This is a genomic window from Achromobacter mucicolens, from assembly GCF_902859725.1.
GTDB classification, from domain to species: Bacteria; Pseudomonadota; Gammaproteobacteria; order Burkholderiales; family Burkholderiaceae_B; genus Achromobacter; species Achromobacter mucicolens.
Genome location: NZ_CADIJP010000005.1, coordinates 86,199 through 98,070, shown reverse-complemented (window position 1 = coordinate 98,070; position 11,872 = coordinate 86,199). Strand labels below are relative to the sequence as shown.

Annotated in this window: 13 protein-coding genes; 5 read left to right on the top strand and 8 right to left on the bottom strand. The window is 64.8% G+C overall.

What is annotated here, in order from left to right:
* The first annotated feature begins 8 nt into the window (after positions 1-8).
* Positions 9-1,034, top strand: a complete 1,026-nt coding sequence (locus HV786_RS07610) for an HAD family hydrolase (protein WP_128827434.1) — start codon at positions 9-11, stop codon at positions 1,032-1,034.
* 6 nt (positions 1,035-1,040) lie between these two features.
* Here HV786_RS07610 and HV786_RS07605 read toward each other — a convergent pair whose 3' ends face one another.
* From HV786_RS07605 to HV786_RS07575, 7 genes are all read right to left on the bottom strand, one after another.
* Positions 1,041-2,843 (bottom strand): PHA/PHB synthase family protein, encoded by a 1,803-nt coding sequence (locus tag HV786_RS07605; RefSeq protein WP_128827435.1) that lies wholly within the window; start codon positions 2,841-2,843, stop codon positions 1,041-1,043.
* The gene (locus HV786_RS07600; RefSeq protein WP_128827436.1) at positions 2,840-3,253 is read right to left on the bottom strand and encodes a hypothetical protein; all 414 of its coding nucleotides are present in this window, start codon (positions 3,251-3,253) and stop codon (positions 2,840-2,842) included. Before HV786_RS07600 ends, HV786_RS07605 begins: the two co-directional genes overlap by 4 nt.
* A 145-nt stretch (positions 3,254-3,398) precedes the next feature.
* On the bottom strand, positions 3,399-4,133 hold the full coding sequence (locus tag HV786_RS07595) for a helix-turn-helix domain-containing protein (RefSeq protein ID WP_252870000.1): 735 nt from the start codon (positions 4,131-4,133) through the stop codon (positions 3,399-3,401).
* Positions 4,134-4,317: 184 nt separating this feature from the next.
* Positions 4,318-4,971 (bottom strand): response regulator, encoded by a 654-nt coding sequence (locus HV786_RS07590; RefSeq protein ID WP_128827437.1) that lies wholly within the window; start codon positions 4,969-4,971, stop codon positions 4,318-4,320.
* Positions 4,968-6,056, bottom strand: a complete 1,089-nt coding sequence (locus tag HV786_RS07585; protein WP_128827493.1) for a PAS domain-containing sensor histidine kinase — start codon at positions 6,054-6,056, stop codon at positions 4,968-4,970. The genes HV786_RS07590 and HV786_RS07585 overlap by 4 nt, the downstream gene beginning before the upstream one ends.
* Positions 6,057-6,217: 161 nt before the next feature.
* A complete protein-coding gene (locus tag HV786_RS07580) occupies positions 6,218-6,733 on the bottom strand; it encodes a flavodoxin family protein (RefSeq protein ID WP_128827438.1) in 516 nt (171 codons plus the stop codon).
* Positions 6,734-6,762: 29 nt separating this feature from the next.
* Positions 6,763-7,218, bottom strand: coding sequence for a CBS domain-containing protein (locus HV786_RS07575; protein WP_056317885.1), 456 nt, complete (start codon positions 7,216-7,218; stop codon positions 6,763-6,765).
* Between the two features lie 166 nt (positions 7,219-7,384).
* On the opposite strand from HV786_RS07575, the gene HV786_RS07570 reads away from it, so the two are divergent.
* Complete coding sequence (locus HV786_RS07570; RefSeq protein ID WP_128827439.1) at positions 7,385-8,758, top strand: MBL fold metallo-hydrolase RNA specificity domain-containing protein; 1,374 nt, start codon at positions 7,385-7,387, stop codon at positions 8,756-8,758.
* Between the two features lie 81 nt (positions 8,759-8,839).
* Here HV786_RS07570 and HV786_RS07565 read toward each other — a convergent pair whose 3' ends face one another.
* Complete coding sequence (locus HV786_RS07565) at positions 8,840-9,265, bottom strand: universal stress protein (RefSeq protein ID WP_128827494.1); 426 nt, start codon at positions 9,263-9,265, stop codon at positions 8,840-8,842.
* A 282-nt stretch (positions 9,266-9,547) separates the two neighbouring features.
* On the opposite strand from HV786_RS07565, the gene HV786_RS07560 reads away from it, so the two are divergent.
* From HV786_RS07560 to HV786_RS07550, 3 genes are read left to right on the top strand one after another with little or no spacing between them, the layout of a single operon-like run.
* Positions 9,548-10,387 carry a universal stress protein gene (locus HV786_RS07560; protein WP_128827440.1) on the top strand — a complete coding sequence of 280 codons (840 nt, stop codon included), beginning with the start codon at positions 9,548-9,550 and terminating at the stop codon, positions 10,385-10,387.
* Positions 10,388-10,418: 31 nt separating this feature from the next.
* A complete protein-coding gene (locus HV786_RS07555) occupies positions 10,419-10,868 on the top strand; it encodes a universal stress protein (protein WP_128827441.1) in 450 nt (149 codons plus the stop codon).
* Entirely contained in the window at positions 10,865-11,848 is a 984-nt protein-coding gene (locus tag HV786_RS07550) for a zinc-binding alcohol dehydrogenase family protein (protein ID WP_128827442.1), read from the top strand. Before HV786_RS07555 ends, HV786_RS07550 begins: the two co-directional genes overlap by 4 nt.
* The last annotated feature ends 24 nt before the right edge of the window (positions 11,849-11,872 follow it).

The following is an 11,872-nucleotide window of genomic DNA, read 5'->3' as shown; positions in this document are numbered from 1 at the left end:
GAAATATCATGCACGCTTCATTCGAACACCAATATGCGCGGCGGCTGGCCTGGATCTGGCTGTGGATCCTTTTCCTGCTGGCTGGGTGCGCGGCATCCGGCCGCGAGAGCCAAGCCGGGTTGTCGTCCTGGACCGACGGCCCCTCCCGCACGGCGATCGTGGCGTTCGTCAAGGCGGTCACCGACCCGGCCAGCGCGGAATTCGTGCCCGCCGAGGACCGCATCGCGGTGTTCGACAACGACGGCACGCTGTGGAGCGAGAAGCCCATCTACTTCCAGGTGATGTTCTCGATGGATGAAGTGCATGCGCTGGCGCCGTCGCATCCGGACTGGTATACCCGTCAGCCTTTCATGGCGGTGCTGCAGGGTGACCACGAAGCAGTGGCCAGATCGGGCGTGCGCGGCATGATGGAGATCTTGCTGGCAACCAACACCGGCATGCCGGTGGACCAGTACACGCAGCGCGTGGACCAGTGGCTGGACACCGCCCGCCACCCGCGCACCAAGCTGCCCTACGACAGCATGACGTACGTGCCGATGCGTGAGCTGCTGGACTACCTGCGCGCCAACGGTTTTACGACCTACATTGTGTCGGGCGGGGAAACGGAGTTCATGCGCGCCTGGACCGCGCAGGCCTACGGCATCCCGCCCGAACAGGTAATTGGAACCATGTTTGGCAGCGAATTCGTGACGGATGGTGGTGGATTCGAACTCATGCGGTTGCCCAAGCTGGACTTCAACAACGACGGCCCGGGCAAGCCCGTGGCGATCCAACGCCACATCGGCAAGCGACCGATCATGGCGTTCGGCAATTCCGATGGGGACTTGCAGATGCTGCAATGGACGACGACCGGGCCAGGCAGACGCTTCGGAGGCATCGTGCACCACACCGACGCCAAGCGTGAGTGGGCCTACGACCGGACCTCCAGCGTGGGCCGGCTCGACAAGGCGCTGGACGAGGCGCCCGCCAGAGGGTGGACGGTCGTGGACATGGAGAAGGAGTGGAAACAGATCTATGCGCAACCGTGGCCGTGAGATGCGTCATTTTTGCATGACATAGCTGCCAGGCGCGGCCATCGGCGCGGCACGATCGTCATCGGGCCGCCGCGCCGCGACGCCGGACGGTGCGGGCCGCAATGGCCCCGATCGATGCGCCAGCCACTCGGTCCACGTCGGCCACCACGATCCTCCGCATTGCATGGTCGCGGCCAGCCATTCGTCCGGACCCGCGCGCAGATCATCCTTCGGCCCCGCGGAAATCCGGTGCCAGCGGCCCGGATGTCCCGGCTCGCTCACGACGCCGGCATTATGGCCGCCACTGGTCAAGACGTAGCGAATGTCCGCGTCCGTCAGGTAATGGATCTTGAATACGGAACGCCAGGGCGCGATGTGATCGTTGACCGCACCCAGCGCAAAGATGGGCGTGCGGATGTTGCGCAAGGCAATCGTGCGGCCGTTCACTTCGAATCGTCCGGCCGCCAGTTCGTTGTTCAGGAACAGTTTGCGCAGATACTCCGCATGCATCCGGTACGGCATGCGCGTTGAATCCGCATTCCAGGCGACGAGGTCGTTCGGAAGGATGCGGTGACCCAAGAAATAGGTCTGCACTGCTCGGCTGGCGACATCCTCGATGGGCCGCAAGGACTGGAAGGCCGCGGCCATTTGCCCGGCCGAGAGGTAGCCCTGCGCCCACATGACGCTTTCCAGGACATGCACCTCGCTCGCGTCGATGTACAACCCCAGGCCACCGGGCTCGGTGAAGTCGGTCTGCGCCGCCAGCAGTGAGATCGTGGCAAGGCGGTCGTCCGCGTCACCTGCCATGGTCGCGGCCGCGATGGCCAGCAGCGTGCCGCCAAGGCAGTACCCCACGGCATGCACGCGCTGGCCGGGCACGCATCGATTGACCGCCGCCATTGCCGCCATGAAGCCCAGGCGGCGGTAGTCGTCCAGGGAGAGGTCGCGGTCGCGCGCATCGACGTTGCGCCATGAGATGCAGAACACCGTGAACCCTTGCGCCACCAGATAGCGGATCAGGGAATTTTCGGGCGACAGATCCAGCACGTAGTACTTCATGATCCACGCCGGCGTGATCAAAATGGGCTCCGGCCGGACCTGCGGCGTGGAGGGCGCGTACTGGATCAGTTCGATCAAGTGATTGCGGTACACCACCGTGCCCGGGGTCACCGCCACGTTGACGCCCACCTCGAACCGTTCCAGGCCGGGCTCCGGCAGGCCCAACAGCTTGTGCCGCACGTCCTCTGCCAGATGCCCCATCCCTTGAACCAGGTTCAGGCCTTTGTCGGTCACCGTACGTTGAATCACTTCGGGGTTGGACCATGGAAAGTTGGCCGGCGCAAAGACGTCGCACCATTGGCTTGCGCAGAAGGAAACGACGTCGGCGTGATGGGCGGAGACGCCGGGCACTCGTGTCGTGGCCTCGGCCCACCACTTGCGCGCTTCGGAAAAGCAATGCTGCCAGTATTGAAAAGGTTCAGCCCGCCAGGCCGGCGTGGCGCACCTGCGGTCATGGGCGGCCTCGGGACAGACGAACGGGCGGCCCGCCAGAGCCATCGCGGCATGCGCGCTGAGCGCCTGGATGGCGTTTCCCGCCTGCAGCGCCAGTCCGATCTGCTTGCCAGGCGCGGCACCCAGGTGGATCAGCCAGTCGGTCATCGCGAGCGCGAGGGCGCTTGGTGAAATGCCGCCCGTCAGTTGCGCGATGAGCGCCGCTCTGAAATAGTCCAGCGCCGCCAGCGCGTTGTCCCCGCCAGGCGGCGCCGATGTCGACGGGTCGGCAACGGATTCCGCGGCCGAATGCGCCTTCGCGGCCCTCACACGCGTCATTGGCTGGCGCGCGTCATTGCGGCCACGGCGTTGCCGTCGGCCAGGAATTTGGCCGTGCTTTCCGCGATCTGCGACATTCTCTCCTGCCAGGGATTCTTGCTCTCACGCAGGGCTGCGGCGGTCATGGTGGACGTCTCGCGCGCGATCTTCTCCATTTCCTTCAGATAGCCGAACTCGCGGCCCATCAGATCCGTCATCAATTTTTGGTGCAGGGCGCACATGGCGGTCAGTGATGTCGCAGCGTTGACCTGGGCATTCGCTTCCTGAGCGAATGCCAGCATTTCCTTGTCGGTCTTGAGCTGCAGAGAGCGGAGTTGCCGCGCGAATTCGAAATAACCGGTGGCTGCGGCCAGAGCAGAATGAATTCCGTATTTGTATAGCGCCACGTAGGGTTCATAGTCGGGTTGCATAAGGTCATCCTCCAGGTCACGCGTAACCGCTCGACGCGGCACTTCGGCGGCCGACCGGCTTGCTTAAGCCAGAATAGGCCTGCCCGCGCCCGGGATGTTGACCAAACTCAAGTTCCGAACGACATCCTGCAAGGCGCAGGCACGCCTACCCGCTGCTCATCTGCCGCAGCGCATCGACATCGCGGATCTGGAGCTGTCGCCGGGATACGTTGACCAGCGATGCCTCCTGCAGGCGGCCCAGGACGCGGCAGACCGTCTCGACTTTCATGCCCAGATGATTGGCGATGTCCTCGCGCGTCATCTTCAAGGTGAAGGCGAGGGGAGAGTAGCCATTGGCCGACATCTGGTCCGACATTCCCACCAGGAAGTCGGCGACCCGCTGCTCGGTCTTCATGCACCCCAGGGTCAGCAACAGCCGCCGGTACTGATCGATATCGTGAGCGATCAAGCGATGGAACTGCTGCGCGCACGAGAAATCATCCCGGCATCTGCCCATGATGTCCGAGAACGGCAGTACGCAGACGAGCGAATCCTCGAGCGCGATGGCATCGCAGCGATGCGTGCCGCTCTCGATGGCATCCAGGCCCAGCAATGCGCCCGCGGACGGAAAGCCCATGATCTGCTCGAGGCCGGCCCGGTTGGTCGCGCGCAGCTTCACCGACCCCGACCGCAGCACATACAGGTTCTGCAACGCGTCTCCCGCGCGGTAGACAGATTCGCCGCGGTGAACCAGCCGCCGGCAGCGAACCATGTCGCTCGGGGTGGGCCTGGCCGCGTCCGATCCTGCGCGGCAGATCCGGACCAGGGCGCAACGGTCACAATCGGCGGACAGGCCTGTCGCACTGTCCGTGTAGTTCGTGCCAACGATGGGTGAGTCCATGGCCGCGGCTCCTTGGGGGAATGTGGCGGTGACGCGGCAGCAGGCCGATCGCCTTGTCCTTATCGCCTTGTCGGTTTCGCTATGGGACCCAGTATCGGATGCCGCGCTGGCGTGCGCTATCAGCGCAGATCGCCACGTTTTGGCCGACGACGCCTACAGATGTAGGCAAATTCCTACAGCGTGCTCAGCGCGAAGGCGCGTCGTCATCGTCGAATAGCCGGTGCCGTATCGCGTAACGGACCAGATCCGACTGGTTGCGCAAGTGCAGCTTGATCAGTATCCGGCTTTTATACGTGCTGACCGTCTTGACGCTGACGAACAACAGTTGCGCGATGTCCGAATTGTTCATGCCCGACGCCAGATGGCGGAAAACCGACAATTCCCGATCGGACAGCAGGGCGTGGGGCAGCGATTCCGCATGGCCGTACCGGTCAAATGCGATGCTTTCGGCCAGCGACTGGCTCAGATACCGCCCGCCACCGGCCACCTTGCGCACCGCCTGCACCAGCTCTTCGCTGGCGCTGTCCTTGGTCAGGTAGCCCGCCGCACCCGCCTTGATCGCCTGGACGGCGTACTGCTGCTCGCCGTGCATCGTGAGCACCAGGATGGGAACGTCCGGGTGGGAATTTTTTATGTGCCGGATCAGGTCCACGCCGTCGCGCCCGGGCATCGACATGTCCAGCACCAGAAGATCCCATTGCCCCTCGGCCAGAAGGTTCAGCGCTTCGTTTCCGTTGCTGGCTTCGCCGCCGACGCGGATGTCTGCGGCCTGCTCGAGCAGCCGCCTCAGGCCTTCGCGCAGCAATGTGTGGTCGTCGGCAAGCATGACGGTGATCACGTTGCCTCCCACTGCAAGTCGGGTGGACGGACCGGGATGCGCACCTCCAGGCGGAACCCGCCTTTCTTGCGGGTATGAACGGAGACGTCGCCGCCGAGCAGGCGGACCCGTTCGCGAATGCCCTGCAGGCCGAGCGAAAGGGGCAGTTTCTTGGCCAGACTCTCCGGTGTGGCGCCGACGCCGTTGTCGGAAACGGTCAGGGCGCAATGTGAGTCGTCGCAGACAAGACGCACGTGGACGGCGCTGGCCTGCGCATGCTTGGCGATATTGGTCAACGCCTCTTGCACGACGCGGAACAGGGTGGTGGCGACCTGCTTTGCCGGTTCGACGGGGCCGATCCGGATGTCCGATTCCGTATCGACGCCATAGCGGGAAACGAAATTGGCGACCAGCCACTCGATCGCCGCCTCCAGTCCAAGATCGTCGAGCATGACGGGCCGCAGGTCCGAGGCGATGCGCCGCAGCGACTTGAACGTGGCCTTGATGAGCTGGCGCATGGTCCGCACGCGCTCGCGCGCCGCGACGTTGCCGGGCGCCAGGGTCGGTTCGAGTTGGGACAGCTCCATCGTCAGCGCCGTCAGGCATTGGCCAAGGTCGTCATGGAGCTCGCGCGCAATGTGCTTCTTTTCCTGCTCGCGCACGTGAAGCAGGGCATTGGACAAGCGGGTCAGCTCGTCTCGGGACGCCCTTAAGGCCTGATCGATACGCTGGCGCTCGGTGATGTCGCGCAGAAAGATGGACAGGTACACGCCGGCGCTGGTGCAGGTCTGCGAGATTGAAGCCTCCATCGGAAACTCTTCGCCGTTGGACCGAAGGCCCCATAGCGGCGCGCCCAGGCCCATCTGGCGATCGGAGATTCCGGTGTTCATGAAGCGGCCGACATGCTTGGCGTGAACGGCGCGAAAGCGCAGCGGAATCAGGATGTCCACGCAGGCGCCGATGGCCTGGTCGGCGGAAAGCATGAACACGCGTTCCGCCGCAGCGTTGAACATCACGATGTGTTGCAACGCGTCGATCGTGATGATCGGTTCTGTGGCGGACTGAATGATATCGAGCAGCGGAGGCGCGCCAGAGGAGAGCTTCATTGCTGGATATGTGGGTGCCGGGATCGCCCTTCGAGGGGGAACTTGCCCATTGCAACACACAATTCCGCAAGCGGCGAGCGCCGCGCGTGGGCTACCGCCACGTGCACTAGTGCAGGCGGCGGATCTGGTCAGCGGATCTCGGACATGTGCCCGAGCGCCGCTCAGTCAACGGCCGACAGCAGCGAGTCGCTCCCGCCCGATTCCCAGGCCGCGAGCGTCCTTTCCTTGAACCGGCAAAGGGACGCGTCGCACTCCTCGGCCAGCACGTCGTACTGCTTGAGCAGAAGAATGCCGCTGGGCTTGGCGCCCACGACGGCGGCAATGTCATCGACAGCCCGGAATCCGCCATAGCCCGACATCACGCAAATGACGGAGTAGGTCTTGATCAGCCGCCCCTGCGTCATCAGGAACGAGCGCATGGGGGCCGCGAGCGATCGAAGCCAGACCGGCGCGATCAGGATCACGTGGTCGAACTGGTCCAGGGCAGGGCCGGCATAGCGAATCTCGGGCTGGCGCTTGAAGAGGCAATCGGTGACGCAGCGAAGGTCGCCGGCAAGACCGATGCGTGGCGATGCGTCCCGCACTTCGTGGACCTCCCATCCCGTGATCGATGCCAACCGCTCGGCCACGGTGCGTCCCGTGCCGGTGCGTGAATAAAAGACGATGCCGATCCGCATGGCGTTCACTCCTAGCCGCAACGACGGCCTCAGACTTCCTGGGCCAGCAGCGCCTGAAGAATGTCCCGGCGGCTGACCACGCCGACCAATTTTCCCTGCCGGACCACGGGAACCCGCTTGATCCCGCGCTTGAGCAGCACATCTGCAATTTCGGACAGGTCGGCGGACTCATCCACCGTGATGGCAGGGCTGCTCATCACGGCCGATGCCGTCTGCTCGCCCAGTTGAAGGCTGTGCAGAAATTCCAGATTCAGTGCCTCGCCTTCTGCCAGGAGCGACAGCCAGTGGTTCACCTTTCTCTGATGCGCGCTGTCCTGCCGCCGCACCAGATCGCCTTCGCTGACCACGCCGATCAACGCGCCGTCGTCGCCCGTCACCATCACGGCGCTGATGTCCCGATCCAGCATGGCTCGCATAATCTGGGAGACCGGGGTCCGCGGGGATACGCAGTATGGGGTCGCGGTCATGAGGTCGCGCGCTTTCATGGCATTTCTCCTGGGTGGCGGGGGCACGCCCCACGCCTGTTTGCTTGTCGGTCCTATGTTGATCTCGCGCCCGGCGGTTATCTTGATATTGGTCAAGCAAGGATGGGCCTGCCACATCAATGCTGCTTATTAGCGAAAACTCGGTCAGACAGTCAGGAGTCAATCCATGGCACAGAAGCTGCGCATACACTTTTGCGGCGCCGCCGGCACCGTGACCGGCTCGCGTCATCTGCTGGATGCGTCCGGGCGGTTGATCCTGATGGATTGCGGGTTGTTCCAGGGACTCAAGCCGCTACGGCTGCTCAATTGGGCGCCGTTTCCCGTGGCGCCATCGAAAATCGAAGCCGTGCTGCTGTCGCACGCGCACCTGGACCATTCGGGGTATCTGCCCAGGCTTGTGCGGGAGGGTTTCGCCGGCCCGATCTATTGTTCCGAAGCGACGCGCGACCTGTGCGAATTGCTATTGCTGGATAGCGCCCACTTGCAGGAAGCCGATGCCGATTACCTGAACCGCCACGGCTTGTCGCGCCATCGTCCCGCGCTGCCGCTGTACACGGTCGCCGACGCGCGCAGAGCGATCGCCGCGCTCCGCCCGGTCCCATTCGATGCGCCGACGCCGCTTCCGGGGGGAATGCAGGTCCGGTTCTTGCGCGCGGGCCACATCCTGGGTGCGGCCATCGTCGAACTCGATTACCCGGGAGGCCGACTGGTGTTTTCCGGCGACCTGGGCCGCTATGACGACCCGCTGATGCCGCCGCCCGCGTCCGTGACGCAGGCGGATCATCTGATTGTCGAATCCACCTACGGCAATCGCAGCCACGGCACGCAAAGCGTGCCGGACACGCTGGCCGACATCATCCAGCGCACCATCCGGCGAGGGGGCTCCATTGTGATTCCGGCGTTTGCCATTGGCCGCGCCCAGCTCCTGTTGTTTCACCTGTGGCGGCTCAGGCTGGCCGGAAGCATTCCTCGCGACCTGCCCATCTACCTGGATAGTCCGATGGCCAGCAGCGCGGTCGACGTCTATCTACGGCACACCGCCGATCAGCGATTGCCGCGCTCCGATGCCAGGGCCGCGTTCGGCGTTGCCACTTGCGTCACTGACGTCGAACAATCCAAGGCGCTGGACCGCTCGCCGATGCCCAAGATCATTCTTTCGGCCAGCGGCATGGCCACGGGCGGACGCGTCATTCACCATCTCAAGCACTATGCCAGCGACTCTCGAAACACGATCCTCTTTGCCGGCTTCCAGGCGATGGGAACGCGTGGGGCCGCCATGCTGGACGGCGCCCGTCAAGTCAAGATACATGGAGAATATGTGGCGGTGCGAGCCGAGGTGGACAACCTGTCGATGTTGTCGGCGCACGCGGACGCCGACGAGATCCTGCGATGGCTTCATGGATTCTCAAGCGCGCCCCGGCATACGTACATCGTGCACGGAGAACCCGCGGCCGCCGACGCGCTGCGCCTGCGCATCAAGGACGAACTTGGCTGGCGCTGCCATCCTGTCGAGCCGTCCGAAACGGCCGTGTTGAACTGATCCGGCCCGGCGCACGGCAGGGAAGGGCGCGGCCGTCAGCGGCCGCCCGGACAGCAGGCGGGCAAGGCCGGGCGCGCCTGGTCAATTGATCATGACGACCGGGATGTGGGTGGTGTGCAGCACTTTCAGCGCCACCGATCCGAGCAGCAGACTGCCCGCCGCGCCTAGCCCCCGCGAACCCATGACGATGTGGTCGCAATGCTGTTCGGCGGCATATGTGGTGATCGATGCGGCCACCGGCCCCACGCGCATCTGCGTTTGATAGCTGACCCCGGCGGCATCCAGGACCGACCGCGCCTCGGCGAGCGCGGCGCTGGATTCGTCCTCGTAGTAGTCCCGGATCATTTCCGGCGTGACGAACGCGCGGACGGCGCCCGACACAATGGGTATTTGTACGTTCAGCAGGTGGATCGCGCAGTCGCCGTGCTCACGGATGTGATCAATCATGTACTTCACGGCACGCAAGGCGTTTTCGGAGCCGTCGATGGGAATGAGTACGTTCTTCACAGTGGCCTCAACGTTGGGGGTAGGAAAGGCGCAGCCTCGGCTGCCTGCAACCATCATGACGCGAATGATGCCCCGGCCATTGACTGGAATCAAGGTTTGGGTCTCACGTCGACGGCGGCGTCCCCGCTCGCGCGTTGACGAAGGTCAATATTTGCCGGATGCACCCGCGCAAGATGAAGCCTATGCAAGAGGACGTTGCCCCGCCAGCCGGTCAAGGGAGCGCCGCAGGGTGTGAGACGCGTGCAGGCAGTCCTCAGCCATTTACTGCCACCGGAGGTCACCATGTTCCGTCGAATCGCGGTCCATCTGGACCAGGGCGCCGATTGTTCGCGCCGGCTCGAATTCTGTCTGCGTCTGGCCAAGGCCCATGACGCCCACCTGACAGGGATATACGCCAGCTACGTCGCGCCGGGCTATTTCTATGACGAGGCCGGGTTGTGGGTGAGGGGGATGGATCGGGCGGTCCAGATCCACGAAAAGGCGCGCACCGCAGTCCAGAAGGCGTTCAGCGAGGCGGCTGAGCACGCCGGCGTTGCGGCAGCATGGCGGCAAGGCGAGTGGGGCACGCCCGCGGAGTGCGTTTCCCGGCACGCGCGTTCCTCGGATGTCGTCGTGGTGGGGCAGAACAACCTCAAGGATCTCGAAGCAGCCACCGGCAACGATTTCGTCGAGCAGGTGATCCTCACCGCGGGTCGGCCCGTCATCGTGCTGCCCATCGCCGGGACGTTCGGCACGATCGGCGGCCGGGTGCTGTACTGCTGGGACCGTGGCCGCGAGGCGGCGCGCGCCATCGCCGACGCCGCGCCGCTGCTGCGCAATGCCGCGGCTCTGCAAGTGCTGTCCCTGGACGAGGGATTCCCCTTGCAGCAGCCTTCGGACGTTCCCTTCGAGGATCTCGCCGCCTACTGCATCTGCCACGGGTTTCCCCAGCCCGTCCACCAGATGCGCGACGTCCGCCACGCAGACATGGGCGATGCAATTCTGACGGCGGCCGCGGATTTCAGTGCGGATCTCATCGTGATGGGCGGATATGGGCACAGCCGGATGCGGCAGCTTGTGATGGGCGGGGCCACGCGGTCTCTGCTCAGCGCGATGACGGTTCCCGTCCTTCTGTCCCATTAGGCGCTTGCTGCGTCAGCGATTTTGATAGCCCATGTACCGCCGCATCCTTGCCGCCATCGACGGCTCACACGCATCCGACCGGGCATTGCAGGAGGCGATCCGGATCAGCCGGGAAGCCGGCGCCTCGCTCCTTGTCGTGCATGCGCTGGAGGATCCGCCGGCAGTCCTGGAGGACAACCCCTACGCCGAGGACGCCCTGCGCACGCTGAAGGCCAGCCGAAAGGAAGTTGGCGCCAAACTGCTGAAGCGCGCCAAGGCTGACGCCGCGGCGGCCGGCGTCAACGCAGAGACGATGCTTCTGGATGAGGAGGCCATGCCGACGCCCGCGCGCATCCTGCGGGCCGCGCAGGCCTTCAACGCGGACTTGATCGTGATGGGCACGCATGGCCACCATGGCCTGCGCCGCGCGATGCTGGGCAGCAGCGCGGAAGGTGTCGTGCGGATGGCCCCTGTCCCCGTCTTGCTGGTCCGCACCCCATGAAGGCGATGGTCCTGCAAGCGCCGGGTCTGCCCCTGACGCTGGAAACACGCGAGACGCCGCAGCCCGGCGCCGGCCAGGTCAGACTGCGCGTGTTGGCATGCGCGGTCTGCCGCACGGACCTGCATGTGCTGGACGGCGAGCTGCCCAACCTCAGGTATCCCATCACTCCGGGCCATGAAGTCGTAGGCGTCGTGGAATCGGTCGGCGCTGGCGTCGACACCGCGATGCTGGGGCGCCGCATGGGTGCGGCCTGGCTGGCGCGCACGTGCGGTCAATGCACGTTCTGCCGCGCCGGTCTGGAAAATCTATGCAGCGAGGCACTGTTTACCGGCTACACACAGGACGGCGGCTTTGCGACGCACATGCTGGCGGATGCAGACTATCTGTTTCCCTTGCCTGCGGCCAGAGCCCCGGCGCGGATGGCGCCATGGCTCTGCGCGGGCCTGATTGGCTGGCGGGCATTGCGGGCAACCGGCGATGCCCAGCGGCTGGGGCTTTATGGATTCGGCTCCGCGGCGCGACTCCTGACACAGGCCTGCCGGCACATGAATCGCGACGTGTACGCCTTTACCCGCACCGGCGACGTGACAGCGCAAGCGCATGCGCTTGCGATGGGCGCGACTTGGGCCGGCAACAGCAGCGAACCCGCGCCGGTGCCCCTGGATGGGGCGATACTGTTCGCGCCGGTCGGTGCGCTGGTGCCGTCGGCGCTGAGCGCGGTGCGCCCGGGCGGATGCGTGGTGTGTGCGGGCATCCACATGTCGGACATACCGGCATTTCCATACCGGTTGCTTTGGGGCGAACGTTCGCTCTCGTCCGTCGCCAACCTGACGCGTGAGGACGGAAGGGAATTTCTCGGCAAGGCACACGCGTGGGATCTGGGTGCCGATGTGCGCACGTATCGGCTTGAGGACGCAAATCGCGCGTTGGACGACCTGCGGACGGGGCGCATCCAGGCGACGGCCGTGCTGCTGCCCTGAGGCGCCGCGGATCCCTGGGGCCGG

What these genes read in the sequence shown, in the direction of transcription:
- HV786_RS07550 (WP_128827442.1), top strand. Translation starts at nt 10,865, where the DNA reads ATGAAGGCGATGGTCCTGCAAGCGCCGGGTCTGCCCCTGACGCTGGAA.
- HV786_RS07560 (WP_128827440.1), top strand. Translation starts at nt 9,548, where the DNA reads ATGTTCCGTCGAATCGCGGTCCATCTGGACCAGGGCGCCGATTGTTCG.
- HV786_RS07580 (WP_128827438.1), bottom strand. Translation starts at nt 6,733, where the DNA reads ATGCGGATCGGCATCGTCTTTTATTCACGCACCGGCACGGGACGCACC.
- HV786_RS07605 (WP_128827435.1), bottom strand. Translation starts at nt 2,843, where the DNA reads ATGACGCGTGTGAGGGCCGCGAAGGCGCATTCGGCCGCGGAATCCGTT.
- HV786_RS07600 (WP_128827436.1), bottom strand. Translation starts at nt 3,253, where the DNA reads ATGCAACCCGACTATGAACCCTACGTGGCGCTATACAAATACGGAATT.
- HV786_RS07575 (WP_056317885.1), bottom strand. Translation starts at nt 7,218, where the DNA reads ATGAAAGCGCGCGACCTCATGACCGCGACCCCATACTGCGTATCCCCG.
- HV786_RS07570 (WP_128827439.1), top strand. Translation starts at nt 7,385, where the DNA reads ATGGCACAGAAGCTGCGCATACACTTTTGCGGCGCCGCCGGCACCGTG.
- HV786_RS07585 (WP_128827493.1), bottom strand. Translation starts at nt 6,056, where the DNA reads ATGAAGCTCTCCTCTGGCGCGCCTCCGCTGCTCGATATCATTCAGTCC.
- HV786_RS07555 (WP_128827441.1), top strand. Translation starts at nt 10,419, where the DNA reads ATGTACCGCCGCATCCTTGCCGCCATCGACGGCTCACACGCATCCGAC.
- HV786_RS07610 (WP_128827434.1), top strand. Translation starts at nt 9, where the DNA reads ATGCACGCTTCATTCGAACACCAATATGCGCGGCGGCTGGCCTGGATC.
- HV786_RS07595 (WP_252870000.1), bottom strand. Translation starts at nt 4,133, where the DNA reads ATGGACTCACCCATCGTTGGCACGAACTACACGGACAGTGCGACAGGC.